This is a genomic window from Pseudomonas iranensis, assembly GCF_014268585.2.
Lineage (GTDB): Bacteria > Pseudomonadota > Gammaproteobacteria > Pseudomonadales > Pseudomonadaceae > Aquipseudomonas > Aquipseudomonas iranensis.
This window is the reverse complement of sequence record NZ_CP077092.1, coordinates 1,098,888-1,111,788: the sequence shown is the minus strand read 5'-3', so window position 1 is coordinate 1,111,788 and position 12,901 is coordinate 1,098,888. Positions and strand designations below refer to the sequence as shown.

12 protein-coding genes and 1 tRNA gene are annotated in these 12,901 nt (G+C 59.4%); 3 read left to right on the top strand and 10 right to left on the bottom strand.

Going from position 1 to position 12,901, the window contains the following annotated elements; all coding sequences use genetic code 11:
- Positions 1-107: 107 nt before the first annotated feature.
- From HU724_RS27920 to HU724_RS04845, 4 genes are all read right to left on the bottom strand, one after another.
- Positions 108-797, bottom strand: a complete 690-nt coding sequence (locus tag HU724_RS27920) for a methyl-accepting chemotaxis protein (protein WP_370695133.1) — start codon at positions 795-797, stop codon at positions 108-110.
- Positions 798-2,348: 1,551 nt separating this feature from the next.
- Positions 2,349-3,188, bottom strand: coding sequence for a regulatory signaling modulator protein AmpE (gene ampE, locus HU724_RS04855; protein WP_186568034.1), 840 nt, complete (start codon positions 3,186-3,188; stop codon positions 2,349-2,351).
- The gene (gene ampD / locus HU724_RS04850) at positions 3,185-3,745 is read right to left on the bottom strand and encodes a 1,6-anhydro-N-acetylmuramyl-L-alanine amidase AmpD (protein WP_125927175.1); all 561 of its coding nucleotides are present in this window, start codon (positions 3,743-3,745) and stop codon (positions 3,185-3,187) included. The genes ampE and ampD overlap by 4 nt, the downstream gene beginning before the upstream one ends.
- A gap of 64 nt (positions 3,746-3,809) precedes the next feature.
- Complete coding sequence (locus HU724_RS04845) at positions 3,810-5,987, bottom strand: DUF1631 domain-containing protein (RefSeq protein WP_186568032.1); 2,178 nt, start codon at positions 5,985-5,987, stop codon at positions 3,810-3,812.
- A 266-nt stretch (positions 5,988-6,253) separates the two neighbouring features.
- On the opposite strand from HU724_RS04845, the gene nadC reads away from it, so the two are divergent.
- Entirely contained in the window at positions 6,254-7,102 is an 849-nt protein-coding gene (gene nadC / locus HU724_RS04840; RefSeq protein ID WP_016771747.1) for a carboxylating nicotinate-nucleotide diphosphorylase, read from the top strand.
- Between the two features lie 101 nt (positions 7,103-7,203).
- Here nadC and HU724_RS04835 read toward each other — a convergent pair whose 3' ends face one another.
- Complete coding sequence (locus HU724_RS04835) at positions 7,204-7,503, bottom strand: DUF6388 family protein (RefSeq protein WP_186568030.1); 300 nt, start codon at positions 7,501-7,503, stop codon at positions 7,204-7,206.
- Between the two features lie 355 nt (positions 7,504-7,858).
- On the opposite strand from HU724_RS04835, the gene HU724_RS04830 reads away from it, so the two are divergent.
- Both HU724_RS04830 and HU724_RS04825 read left to right on the top strand, forming a co-directional pair.
- A complete protein-coding gene (locus HU724_RS04830) occupies positions 7,859-8,110 on the top strand; it encodes a type II toxin-antitoxin system HicA family toxin (protein WP_081489836.1) in 252 nt (83 codons plus the stop codon).
- Positions 8,107-8,448, top strand: coding sequence for a type II toxin-antitoxin system HicB family antitoxin (locus HU724_RS04825; RefSeq protein ID WP_016771749.1), 342 nt, complete (start codon positions 8,107-8,109; stop codon positions 8,446-8,448). Before HU724_RS04830 ends, HU724_RS04825 begins: the two co-directional genes overlap by 4 nt.
- A 20-nt stretch (positions 8,449-8,468) precedes the next feature.
- On the opposite strand, the gene HU724_RS04820 is transcribed toward HU724_RS04825, so the two are convergent.
- The 5 genes from HU724_RS04820 to rbfA all read right to left on the bottom strand — a co-directional run bounded on the left by HU724_RS04820 (position 8,469) and on the right by rbfA (position 12,879).
- A tRNA-Thr gene (locus HU724_RS04820) sits at positions 8,469-8,541 on the bottom strand.
- A 291-nt stretch (positions 8,542-8,832) separates the two neighbouring features.
- On the bottom strand, positions 8,833-10,938 hold the full coding sequence (pnp, locus tag HU724_RS04815) for a polyribonucleotide nucleotidyltransferase (RefSeq protein WP_024011572.1): 2,106 nt from the start codon (positions 10,936-10,938) through the stop codon (positions 8,833-8,835).
- 204 nt (positions 10,939-11,142) lie between these two features.
- Positions 11,143-11,412 carry a 30S ribosomal protein S15 gene (gene rpsO, locus HU724_RS04810; RefSeq protein ID WP_016771751.1) on the bottom strand — a complete coding sequence of 90 codons (270 nt, stop codon included), beginning with the start codon at positions 11,410-11,412 and terminating at the stop codon, positions 11,143-11,145.
- A gap of 143 nt (positions 11,413-11,555) precedes the next feature.
- Complete coding sequence (gene truB / locus HU724_RS04805; protein WP_024011571.1) at positions 11,556-12,473, bottom strand: tRNA pseudouridine(55) synthase TruB; 918 nt, start codon at positions 12,471-12,473, stop codon at positions 11,556-11,558.
- 4 nt (positions 12,474-12,477) lie between these two features.
- Entirely contained in the window at positions 12,478-12,879 is a 402-nt protein-coding gene (gene rbfA, locus HU724_RS04800; protein ID WP_016771753.1) for a 30S ribosome-binding factor RbfA, read from the bottom strand.
- Between the last annotated feature and the right edge of the window lie 22 nt (positions 12,880-12,901).

Below are 12,901 nucleotides of genomic sequence, written 5' to 3'. Positions count from 1 at the left end.
GGAGCGAGCCTGCTCGCGAAAGCAATCTGTCAGTGACTTCGTCAATGCCTGACCCACCGACTTCGCGAGCAGGCTCGCTCCCACATTTTTGATCCGGTTCCAGCCTCTCAAACACGAAACGCGCTGATCAGTTGTTTGAGCTCAACCACCTGCGCCGACAGCGCGCGGCTGGCATCTTCGGTCTGGTGTGCACCTTGCGCCGTGCGTTCGCCGGCGCGGTTGATCTCGACGATGTTCTGGTCGATGTCATGGGCCACGGCGGTCTGCTGTTCCACGGCAGCGGCGATCTGCTGGTTCTGGTCGACGATCATGCCCACCGCGCCAAGAATATTTTCCAGCGCCTGCTGGACCTTCTCCGACTGCCCCACCGTGCCATTTGCCATCTGATGGCTGACGCCCATGGCCTTCACCGCCGCGCCGACGCCACCGTGCAGCTTGGCGATCATCTGCTCGATTTCTTCGGTCGATTGTTGGGTGCGCTTGGCCAAGGTGCGTACTTCGTCGGCGACCACGGCAAAACCGCGCCCCTGCTCGCCGGCCCGCGCGGCTTCGATAGCGGCGTTGAGCGCCAGCAGATTGGTCTGTTCGGCGATGCTCTTGATCACCTCAAGCACACGGCTGATCGACTGGCTGTCGCTGGCCAGTTGATTGATCACCAGCACCGACTGATCGATTTCGCTGGCCAGCGCGGCAATGCTGCCCTGCTGCGATTCCACCAGACCGCGACCGCTGAGGGTTTCGTCGTTGACGCTGTGGGCGCTGCTCACCGCCGCAGCAGCACTGCGCGCGACTTCCATTGAAGTCGCCGACATCTGGTTCATCGCCGTCGCCACTTGTTCGATTTGCGAGCGCTGCCCAGCGACAGCCTGATTGCTCTGCGCCGACACGCTTTCGACCTGCCCGGCCTGACGCTCGACCTCGCCGACGGTGTGACCGACACGTTCGATCAGGTCGTGAATCTTCTTCACCGTGCCGTTGAACACCTCGCCCAACTCGCCCAGTTCATCGCGGCTGCTGGCCTTGAAGTTGACCGTCATGTCGCCGGCCGCGACCTTGTCCATCATCGCGCCCAGGCTTTTCAGGGTGGTGCGGGTCGAGGCGTAGAAACCGCCATAAAGATAGAAAATCAGCACAAAGACCACCGACAGCGCCGAGGCTTGCAGAATCATGTGCGTGCGGTTCTGCGCCAGTCGCTGCTGCAACTGGTTGTCGAGGAATTTCAGCGTGGTCTGATTGAGCTGGTAGGTGTGTTCCATCAGCCCGGTGACCTGATCGTAGAATGCCTGCCACGGCGCATCGAGGGTATCGGCCATCACCACTTGCTCTTCGAACAGCTCGCTGGCCTGCTTGAGCGAGGCCTTGCTGCTGTCAGCCTGAGCACTGAGCGATTCGCGTGCGGCGCTGCTGGAACCGAGGGCGTCTTGCAGTTTCAAGGCGTACTCGGCCTGGAGTTTTTCGATCTGCACCAGCAACTCGTCAAAACGCGTGCTGGAGGAACTGTTGAGAAAGCCCTGGCCCAACGAATACGAACCCATCGCCCGGCCTTCGCCGAGGGTTTGCGTCACGCTGGGGGTGATCAGCGTGACCAGTTCGCTGAGCTGACGAATGTCGCTCTGGTTGTCGCGGCTCAACCCGGCCTGACTGGTGATGATCTGGCTGAAAATCTGCGCACTGGCCAGCAACTTGCCGATCAACGCGCTTTTGCTTTGCAGCGAGCTCTCCGCCTGCTGGGCCTTGAACGCGGCGATCATTTCATCGCGCTTGGCCTCGAACTGCCTGATCTGCTCGGGATCTTCGGTCATCGCCATCAGCCCTTCGAGGCGCGCGAGCACAGCCTGCTCCAGCGTCTGGATCTGCGCTTCGACATTGCCGGCCTTGCCGGACTGGCCGAGGGTAACGTCGATCTGCACCAGATTGTTCAGGGTTTCCAGATCCCGGCGCAGGCTCAGGCTGCTGCCCAACAGGTCGAGGCTTTGCAGTTCGACGCGGGTGCCCTGAAATTCGCGATAGGAATCGCGCACCAGATAGAAATTGGTCACCAGCATCGGCACCAGGAACAGCACGCTGATCAGGCTGAACTTCATGCCGAAGCTCAGACGGTTCATCAGCGAGACGGCGGGATAGAGCAAGCTCTTCACTGGAAGTCTCCCTTGGTTTTTCTTGTTTTTATTGGCAGGCGCGGGACGACAGCAGATAGCCACTATCGGGCGCTATCTCTGTATAGCGTAAATCGGCGTGAGGTTTTGTAACTTATGGTTACTGATGAATGGTGGAACAGGGTTTTCAGGGCTGCGGCGCAGCCCATCGGGGATAAATCCCCTCGCCACAATGAGTTTCACTTTGGCTTATCAGTGAACCAGAACCGTCCACAAGGCAAACCCGGCATACCACAGCACCGCCGCGCGCAGCAGCAGTTCCCACAGGCAATCGAGGGTGTTGATGCCGTCCGGGCCGACCACTGGCGGTGGAACTTCCCCGGCTGCCAGGCCGACCTTGTTGATCAACTGCGCAGCGCTGATGTTCCAGTTCAGCAGCTCATGCAGCATCACCCGGCTGACCGCGACGAAGTTGCCAACCAATGCCAGACTCGCCGCCAGCAAACGCACCGGCACCCAATCGAAAGCGTGACGCAATTGCGCAGCACGCTCCACCAGCGCCGGATTGCTGCCGTGCTCTTCGGCCAGCGCCAACAGGCGATAGGCCAATGCCGCCACCGGACCGAGGAGGAAGTACCAGAAGATCACCGCAAAGAAACTCTGATAGGCCTGCCACAGCAGATGCCCCTGCACTCGCTCAAGCAATTGCTCACCGCTGTCGGCGCAGATGTCCAGGTCGCGCTTGGCCACGTGGGCCGCCGCTTGCAGATCCTCACGGCGCCAGGCGTCGCGGAACGGCCCGAGGCCGCCGAGCAGGTCGCCACGCCCGAGGCTGTAAATCACCACCAGCAAATGCACCGGCAGCGCCAGCAAACCGTAAGCCACAGGTTCCAGCACCAGCAGCAACAGCGCCAGCAACGCCACCGGGAACAGCACCAGAATCGTCAGCACCAGCCACGGTTGCCTGGCCAGCCGTTTGCTGTTTTCGAGTTTGTGCAGTTCGCGGATCCATCCGCCGTCGCGTTGAAGCCGATGGCGCAGGGCCGAAAACTTCTCGATCCACACCGCCAGCAGTAACACCAGAAAACTCATTGTCCTTCCTCTTTTGCCAGGGCTGCGCGGTAGCGTGCCCAGTCGAATGCCGGTCCCGGATCGGTCTTGCGCCCCGGAGCTATATCGCTGTGGCCACAGATGCGCTGAGCGGTGATCGCCGGAAAACGTTTCTGCAACTGCCGGGTCAGCGCAGTCAACGCGCGATATTGCTCGTCGGTGAACGGCAGATCATCGGTGCCTTCCAGCTCGATGCCGACGGAAAAATCGTTACAGGTTTCACGGCCTTCGAACACTGAAACGCCTGCGTGCCACGCCCGCGCAAGACAGGAGACAAACTGGGTGACCTTGCCGTCACGTTCGATCAGAAAATGCGCCGATACGCGCAGGTCAGCGATGCCTGCAAAGTAGGGATGTTCGGTGACATCCAGACGATTCTGGAAAAATTCCTGCACCTTGCCCGTGGCAAATTGCGCCGGCGGCAAGCTGATGTTGTGGATGACCAACAGGGACACTTCGCCCGCCGGGCGCTCATTGAAGTTGGGCGACGGGCAGATCTGCACGCCATGACACCACCCGCTCGCGGGATCCAACTGCATACCGATTCCTTCAACGCCGACCATGTGGGCGCCCAGTATGCCGCGATCCGCCCTCACCGCGCGATCACTTGCCGCGATTGAGTCGCCGCAAGTCGCCCAGCACCGATTCCAGTGCGCGGTCGAACAGCAAGGTGTCATCCAGCGCACGCGCGGCGCCACGGCTGAAAGCCAAGGCGAGGTCGGTGCGGCTGTGCTCCAGCACTTTCGTCCCGGTGCGGTCGACGAAGACATATTTGCCGGTCTCTTCGATGATCGCGGCGAGTTTGCAACGCAAGGTCTGTTCGTCGTCTGCGTCGAACACCACCCAGTGGCCCACACGCAACTGCTCGACCTGAGACAGGCCGGCATCGTCTTGCGCCAGGCGCGGCGCCGGGGTAGCTGCTGCCTGGCCGGCGCTGTGCTGCAAGACCTCGGGCGTGACTTCGATCAGCGGCGTAACGCTGTGCTCGGCATCGTCGGAACGCTCCAGCACGCGTACGTGCAGAGCCTCCAGCTCACTGAAAAATTCGCTGGTGGCAAACGGGTCGAACGCGGTGCTGCTCAGGCCATCGCGCAGTGACTTGAGCAAACCCGGGACCAGTGCCAGCAGGCGCAGGCTGGATTCGCCGTCGTCATGGCGCTGCACGCTCCAGACCAACTGTTCCATGGTCTGCACGTCGGCGTGCCATTCGGCGGACTGATCACCGTGCTTGAGGCAGGTCAGCAACAGCACTTTGCTCCAGGCCTGCTGGACGAAGCTCACCACCGTCGCCGGCAGCACTTTGCCCAGTAGCGCCTGTTGCAACGCCTGCGCGACACGCCGCTGAGCCAGCTCGGCCCTCGCCCGGCCTTCCTCGGCGTCCCGCAAGCGTTGTTCCAGCAGTTCAGTGCGACGGCGTTCTTCCTGAGTGAAGGCGAGGAAGTCGGCGAGCAGTTCGGAGAAGATCGCCGGGTCGTCGACAAACTCGCTCAGCAAGCGTTGCACCACTTGCTCGATGCGCACGTAGAGGCTGTCGCGCTCAGCGCCGTCGCAATCGCTCCAGCCCATTGCGGCCTCGGCGATTTCGTTGAGCAGGCGCCGCGCCGGGTGCGTGCTGCGGCTGAAGAAACTCTTGTCCAGCACGGCGACCTTGAGCATCGGAATCTGCAATCGGCCGATCAGCGCCTTGAGCGCGTCAGGCACGTTGCGATCGTCGAGGATGCAGTCGAAGACCATGGCGATCAGGTTGATCACATCTTCGTCAGCAGTCGCGACGACGCGGGAGCGGCCACTTCTGACGCTGACCCGGGTCAGCAGTTGTTCGAGCTGATGGCGCAGATCGAAATCCTCCTGAGCCTCAAGCGCCGGTACGTATTGCTGCAAGTGCGACAACAACCGCAGCAGGTCGCGGGTGTTGATCGGATGCGCCGGGGCGCCGGGCTCCAGGGTCGGTGTGACGCGACCGCGCACCTGGGCGAGCAATTGCTGCATCGCGGCGAACACTTGCTCGATGCCTTCGTCCGCTGGCGGCTCGTCGAGATCTTCAATCAATGTGTCGCTGTCCGCAGGCTCGACCATGCGACGAGCCACGGCGGGCTTCAGATGTGGCAACACGCCGGTGGCGAGCAACAGCTGATTGGCCTCGCCATACAGCTGCTCGGTGTCAGCCAGCACGTAACGTTCGAACAGCTTGAGCAGGATCAGCTTGACCTTGATCTCGACGCCGAGGTTACGCCCGGCCTGCAGGAAATATTCGCAGAGCATCGCCGGACTCAGCGGGTTGTGCTGATCGTCCAGACGCTTGCCGAGCATGGAGCTGAAGCGTGCGGTCAGTTGGTCGAGAGCGAAGCCGTCGCGCTTGAGCACGCGACTGACCATGGTCTGCACGGCGACGGTACGCTCCATGGCATCGGTGCGCGGCGCCGATTCTTCGACCACCGGCGTGCGTGGCAGGGTGTTGGCGACGGGGTCGTATTGGGTAAGGCCGGCGAAGGCTTCAAAGAACAGTTCCAGAAAGCCGCGCTCGATGTTCTTGCGTTTGAGGCGCAGGTCGCGCATGGCTTCGAAAAAGATGTTCTGATCGACGTCGTTGCGCGCCCGGTCGGCCATTTCGAACAGCGTGTCGTCGGCGTTATCGAACAGCTCCTGCAAATCGTGGCGCAGCTGCTGCGCAGCCTTGTCGCGAACCTGCAGCAGAATCACCGGCAAGCGGGCAAGCGGCGAGTGGTCCGCCAGATCGGCAGTCGCCCGGTGCAAAGGCACCACTTTCCCGTCGTTGCGCATCCAAGCCTCCTGGAACGGTGATTCGGTTCGTCACTTTGACACTGCCCAACTGGACTCGTTCGTCAAAGCCATGACGTCAAATACAAGGCGGATTATCTGGCAAAAGAGGCCGGCGATGCTATAGGCCTCAGGGTTTCCCCTATACGCCATACACCTCGCACTCAGCGCAGGAAAATCGACCAGATGCGCCAGCCACGCACGTTCTCGCCTTGGGTTGGCTCGCGCCCTGCCCCTATAATCGAACCACTTTGTTTGTGGAGTCCGTTATGCCGAATCTACGTCTCGCCGATCTGACCGCCGAAATCGAAAACAACGTGCGCCGCGCGTTGCTCGAAGACGTCGGCAGCGGCGACATCACCGCGCAACTGATCCCGGCCGAACGCCTGGCCAAAGCCACCATCATCACCCGTGACGACGCCGTCATCTGCGGCACCGCATGGGTCGATGCGGTGTTTCGCCAGCTCGATCCGCGTGTAGCGGTGCATTGGCAAGTGGTCGACGGCCAGCGGGTCAAAGCCAATCAGCCGCTGTTTCATCTGGAAGGCCCGGCGCGCTCACTGCTGACCGGTGAACGCAGCGCATTGAACTTCCTGCAGTTGCTGTCCGGCGTGGCGACGCGCGCGCAGTACCTGGCAGACTTCGTCGGCGAGACGCAGGTCAAGTTGCTCGACACCCGCAAAACCCTGCCCGGCCTGCGTCTGGCACAGAAATACGCCGTAACCTGCGGCGGCTGCCACAACCATCGCATCGGTCTTTACGACGCCTTCCTGATCAAGGAAAACCACATCGCCGCCAGTGGTGGCATCGCCGAAGCCGTGGCCGCCGCGCACAAGATCGCCCCGGGCAAACCGGTTGAGATCGAGGTGGAAAGTCTTGAAGAGCTGAAGCAGGCGCTGGAAGCCGGCGCCGACATCATCATGCTCGACGAACTGAGCCTGGACGACATGCGCGAAGCGGTACGCCTGACCGCCGGCAAAGCGAAACTGGAAGCCAGCGGCGGCATCAACGAAAGCACGCTGCTGCCGATCGCCGAAACGGGCGTGGATTACATTTCGATTGGTGCGATGACCAAGGATGTCAAAGCGGTGGACCTGTCGATGCGACTGAGCCTCTAAACGCAGCGGCAAGCTACAAGCTACAAGCTACAAGCTACAAGCTACAAGCCAAGCGACTCTGCTTTGACTTGCAGCTTGTAGCTAGAAGCTCGCAGCTGCTCTTATACGACGAGATTATTCATCTCGCAGTACTCTTCCCACTCAACACCCAATACTTCCGCCGCTTCCTTGTGCAGCACGAGGCGCTGCGCCTCGAATTCCTCCGGCGTGCTCGTGTACTTGAGGGTCAGCTCCCACGGCTGCAAGCCCTGCGCTTCGGCTTCGTCTTCGAAGGCCCACTGGATCTGGTCTTTCTGATCATCGGCACTCAGGTCCTTGATCTCATCCTTCAGGTCCGGCACATCCAGAAGGTATTTTTCCAGCGCTTGTTCGTGGCGTTGCTCTTGGGTCAATTCAGTCATGGGGTTCTCGCTGATCTTAGGAATGGAGGATGGATCTGGATCATCAAGGATCTCTCTGACGCAGGAAGCCATTGGAAGCTCGGTTTTTCCTGGCCTTCAGGACCATTCGTGGATCATCTGAAAACAACGGTGCTTGCTTGTCTGGTACGAAGGAATCCTAACAGAGACGCAAGCCAGTGCAACCGGGGGAATGAAATGAAGGGTGGTATGCGCTTGGTTACAGTTTCCTGTTTCCATGCGCGAAATTCACTGCGTATAAATCCTCGCCGTCGCCTTTGATGGTCAAGGCGAACGAAACCTTCACATTGACCGCCCAAAAACAGGCAACTATATTCAGTTGCAATCATAGGCCAGCATGTCAAAGACTGAAAAACTTCTCGCCAAACTAGTCAACGGCCGAAGCGCATTCACATGGTCCGAGCTTGTCACTCTGTTGGCGCGTCTTGGTTACTCTCAGCTGGAAGGATCCGGTAGCAGGATCAAATTCGACAACGGGAATCCGAGCGCATTGATCAACCTGCACAAGCCACATCCCGGAAATGAAATCAAAACATACGCAAGACGCCAGATTATCGAGCAACTGAAAACAGGAGGCCTGATTCCATGAGTTCCCAGCTGCACTACAAAGGCTATGTTGGCTCTATCGAGGCGAGCACGGAAGACAAGTGCCTGTTCGGAAAACTCCTTTTCATCAGGGCGCTGGTTAATTATGAAGGACAAACGGTGGCTGAACTGGAAGCAGCCTTTCGCGAGGCGGTAGATGACTATTTACAAACCTGTGAGCAGCTCGGGCAGAAGCCTGAAATCCCATGCAAAGGATCGTTCAATGTTCGCATCGGTCACGATCTGCATTTAGCAGCGGCTCTGGCGGCAACCCGTCAAAATGTGTCGTTGAATGATCTGACACGTCAAGCACTGAACGAATACCTCCAACACCACGCATAAAACCGACGGCGAAAATTTTTTGCCCGAGACAGGAATCGAACCTGCGACCTTCGCGTTACGAGTGCGCTGCTCTACCGGCTGAGCTACACGGGCGGTGGGCTAAACCTAGCACCGGTCTCGAGCTGCGGCAAATTTGTGGGTTGTCTGATGGTTTTCTTTTGAGAACCACATTTGTGGCGAGGGGATTCATCCCCGTTCGGCTGCGAAGCGGCCGTGAATCTGGCACCTCAATGTTTCAGGCGGTCCGCAGTGTCTGGTTTTACGACTGCTTCGCAGCCGAACGGGGATGAATCCCCTCGCCACAATTTTTTCATTTCAGATAAAAAAATACCCCCGCCGTTTGCACGGCGGGGGCATCTTCATTGCGCTAAAGCGTTGGGGTGATTAAACGCCCGAAGCCTTGGCAGCTGCCACGTCTTTGATGGACAGCTTGATACGGCCGCGGTTGTCCACGTCCAGTACCAGCACTTCCACTTCCTGACCTTCTTTCAGAATGTCGGTGACTTTCTCTACGCGAGCGTCGCTCAGCATCGAGATGTGCACCAGACCGTCCTTGCCCGGCAGGATGTTTACGAATGCGCCGAAGTCAACGATGCGCTCAACCTTGCCGACGTAGATCTTGCCGATCTCGGCTTCTGCAGTGATGCTCAGAACGCGCTGACGAGCAGCTTCTGCGGCATCCTTGGTTTCGCCGAAGATCTTGATCGAGCCGTCGTCTTCGATGTCGATCGAAGCTTTGGTTTCTTCGCAGATCGCACGGATGGTCGCGCCACCTTTACCGATAACGTCACGGATCTTGTCGGTGTCGATCTTCATCGCGATCATGGTCGGAGCGTTGGCCGACAGTTCGGTACGCGACTGGCCAATGATCTGGTTCATCTGACCGAGGATGTTCAGGCGCGCCTCAAGGGCCTGGCCCAGAGCGATTTCCATGATCTCTTCGGTGATGCCCTTGATCTTGATGTCCATCTGCAGTGCGGTAACGCCTTTGGCGGTACCGGCTACCTTAAAGTCCATGTCGCCGAGGTGATCTTCGTCGCCGAGGATGTCGGTCAGGACGGCGAACTTCTCGCCTTCTTTAACCAGACCCATGGCGATACCGGCCACCGGTGCTTTCATCGGTACACCAGCGTCCATCAGTGCCAGGGAAGCACCGCACACGGAAGCCATCGAGCTCGAACCGTTGGATTCGGTGATTTCCGACACCACGCGGATGGTGTACGGGAACACGTCAGCGGCTGGCAGCATGGCCGAAACCGAACGACGGGCCAGACGGCCGTGACCGATTTCGCGACGACCGGCGCCACCCATGCGACCACACTCGCCTACCGAGAACGGCGGGAAGTTGTAGTGCAGCATGAACGGGTCTTTCTTTTCGCCTTCCAGGGTGTCCAGCAGTTGCGCGTCACGGGCGGTGCCCAGTGTTGCCACAACCAGCGCCTGGGTTTCGCCACGGGTGAACAGTGCCGAACCGTGAGTCTTTGGCAGAACGCCGACTTCGATGTTCAGCGGACGTACAGTCTTGGTGTCGCGACCGTCGATACGTGGCTTGCCGTTAACGATGTTTTCGCGAACGGTGCGGTATTCGATTTCGCCGAAGGCGGCTTTGACTTCAGCAGCGCTTGGCTGGCCTTCTTCACCGGACAGCTTGGCAACCACCTGGTCCTTCAGCTCACCCAGGCGAGCGTAACGGTCGGCTTTGATGGTGATGGTGTAAGCCTGGGAGATCGCTTCGCCGAACTCGGCACGGATAGCGCCCAGCAGTTCGGTGGCTTCTGGCGCAGGAGCCCAGTTCCAGGTTGGCTTGGCGGCTTCGGCAGCCAGTTCTTTAACAGCGTTGATCACAACCTGGAATTCGTCGTGAGCGAACAATACCGCGCCCAGCATCTGGTCTTCGGTCAGCTCTTTGGCTTCCGATTCAACCATCAGCACGGCGTCGGAAGTACCGGCAACGACCATGTCCAGGCTCGAAGCGGCCTGCTGCTCGTAAGTCGGGTTCAGCAGGTAGCCGGTGCTTTCGTGGAAAGCCACGCGAGCGGCGCCGATCGGGCCGTCGAACGGAATGCCGGAAATGGCCAGGGCAGCCGAGGTACCGATCATCGCAGCGATGTCCGGATCGGTCTTCTTGCTGGTGGAAACGACGGTGCAGACAACCTGCACTTCGTTCATGAAGCCTTCTGGGAACAGCGGACGGATCGGACGGTCGATCAGTCGGGAAGTCAGGGTTTCTTTCTCGGAAGGACGGCCTTCACGCTTGAAGAAACCGCCAGGAATCTTACCGGCAGCGTAAGTCTTTTCCTGGTAATGAACGGACAGAGGGAAGAAGCCCTTGCCCGGATCGGCTTGCTTTGCACCGACAACAGTCACCAACACGCTGACGTCGTCGTCAACGGTGACCAATACTGCGCCGGAGGCCTGACGGGCGATACGGCCTGTCTCGAGGGTAACGGTCGATTGACCGAACTGGAATTTTTTGATTACCGGGTTCACGGTGTCCTACCTTCTTTGTGGCTCTTGGGGGAAACGGTTTCTTGCGAATTCTTGGGCAATCTCGGGAATCGGCCCGATGGCAATTGTCCGGGTGCTACAGGTAAAGCCATGCTGCAGATAAAACTTGAGGCTGGGAGCCTGCAAGGCGCCAGCGGAAAACCGCTGACGCCCGACAGACCACCAACCTCATAGCGCAATCGCTGATTAGCGACGCAGACCCAGGCGAGCGATCAGCGCGGCGTACCGGCTTACGTCCTTGCCTTTCAGGTAGTCCAGCAGCTTGCGACGCTGGTTAACCATGCGGATCAGACCACGACGGGAGTGGTGATCTTTACCGTTGGCCTTGAAGTGACCTTGCAGTTTGTTGATGTTGGCGGTCAGCAGTGCAACCTGCACTTCTGGCGAACCAGTGTCACCAACAGCTTGCTGGTAGTCAGCAACGATTTGAGCTTTTTCTTGAACGTCGAGAGCCATGAGGCAATCCTTCCTTATCAAGAAACTGTTTCAGGGAAACAGCTTCAACAGGCCAGGGACAAATCCCTGTATCTATAAATGAGTAGTGACCATGCCTGTTAACAGCCACACTCGCCGGCCCGCTTAACGCAGACCGGTTCCGGTCATTCTGACCGAATCAAGCGACGCGGCGCGATGCGCCCGTCTTCGCTCACTTCACCGATACCGATGAAGCGACCATTGTGATCCTGTACTCGCACCATGCCGAACTTCGGCGCATCCGGGGCACGTACCGGCTGGCCGTTGAGCCAGTAGAACGCGCTCGCTTCCGAGAAGTGCAGCAGCGGCCAATCTTGCAGGCCACTATCCGATGGCATCAGGAAGCGATCGACCGCTTCGTTGCCGCCTTCGGCATGTACCGCTTCCAGCTCTTCGAGGGTCACGGTCTGCGCCAGGGTGAAAGGCCCGGCCTGGGTCCGACGCAGTTCTGCGACGTACGCACCACAACCGAGTTGCTCACCGATATCCTCCACCAGGGTGCGAATATAGGTGCCTTTGCTGCAGTCCACCGCAAGCCGCGCAGTATCGCCTTCGAAGGCCAGCAATTCCAAGCGCGCAATAGTAACAGAACGCGGTTCGCGCTCCACTACTTCGCCTGCACGTGCCAGTTTGTACAGCGGCTGGCCATCACGCTTGAGTGCCGAGTACATCGGCGGTATCTGACTGATTTGCCCGCGAAATTTCGGCAGAACCGCTTCGACATCGGCGCGACCAACGGTCACCGGACGCTCCTGCAAAACCTCGCCTTCGGCATCGGCCGTGGTGGTGGTCTTGCCCAGTTGCGCCAGGGTCTCGTAGCCCTTGTCGGAATCGAGCAGGTATTGCGAGAACTTGGTCGCCTCGCCGAAGCACAGCGGCAACACGCCGGTGGCCAACGGGTCGAGGCTGCCGGTGTGCCCGGCCTTCTCGGCATTGAGCAGCCAGCGCACCTTCTGCAAGGCAGCGTTGGAGGTGAACCCCAATGGCTTGTCGAGCAGGATGATGCCGCTGACGTTACGACGGATACGTTTGACCTGAGCCACCGAATTACTCCTTGGTGTCTTCAGGTGCTGGAGCGGCAACGTGCTGATTGTCTTCAGCGACGGCGCGCTCGATCAGCGCCGACAGATGCGCGCCACGCACGACGGATTCGTCGTAGTGGAAGTGCAATTGCGGCACGCTGCGCAGCTTCATTTCGCGAGCCAGCTGCATACGCAGGAAGCCTGCGGCGGCATTGAGCACCTTGATGCTTTGCGCGATGTCTTCAGCGTTGTCCTGGCCCATCACGGTGATGAAAATCTTCGCGTGACCAACGTCACGGGACACTTCCACAGCAGTGATGGTGACCAGGCCGACGCGCGGGTCTTTGACTTCGCGACGGATCAGTTGCGCCAGCTCGCGCTGCATCTGATCGCCGATACGTTGGGTACGGCTGTATTCTTTTGCCATGATTTGTTACCTGTTACTGCCC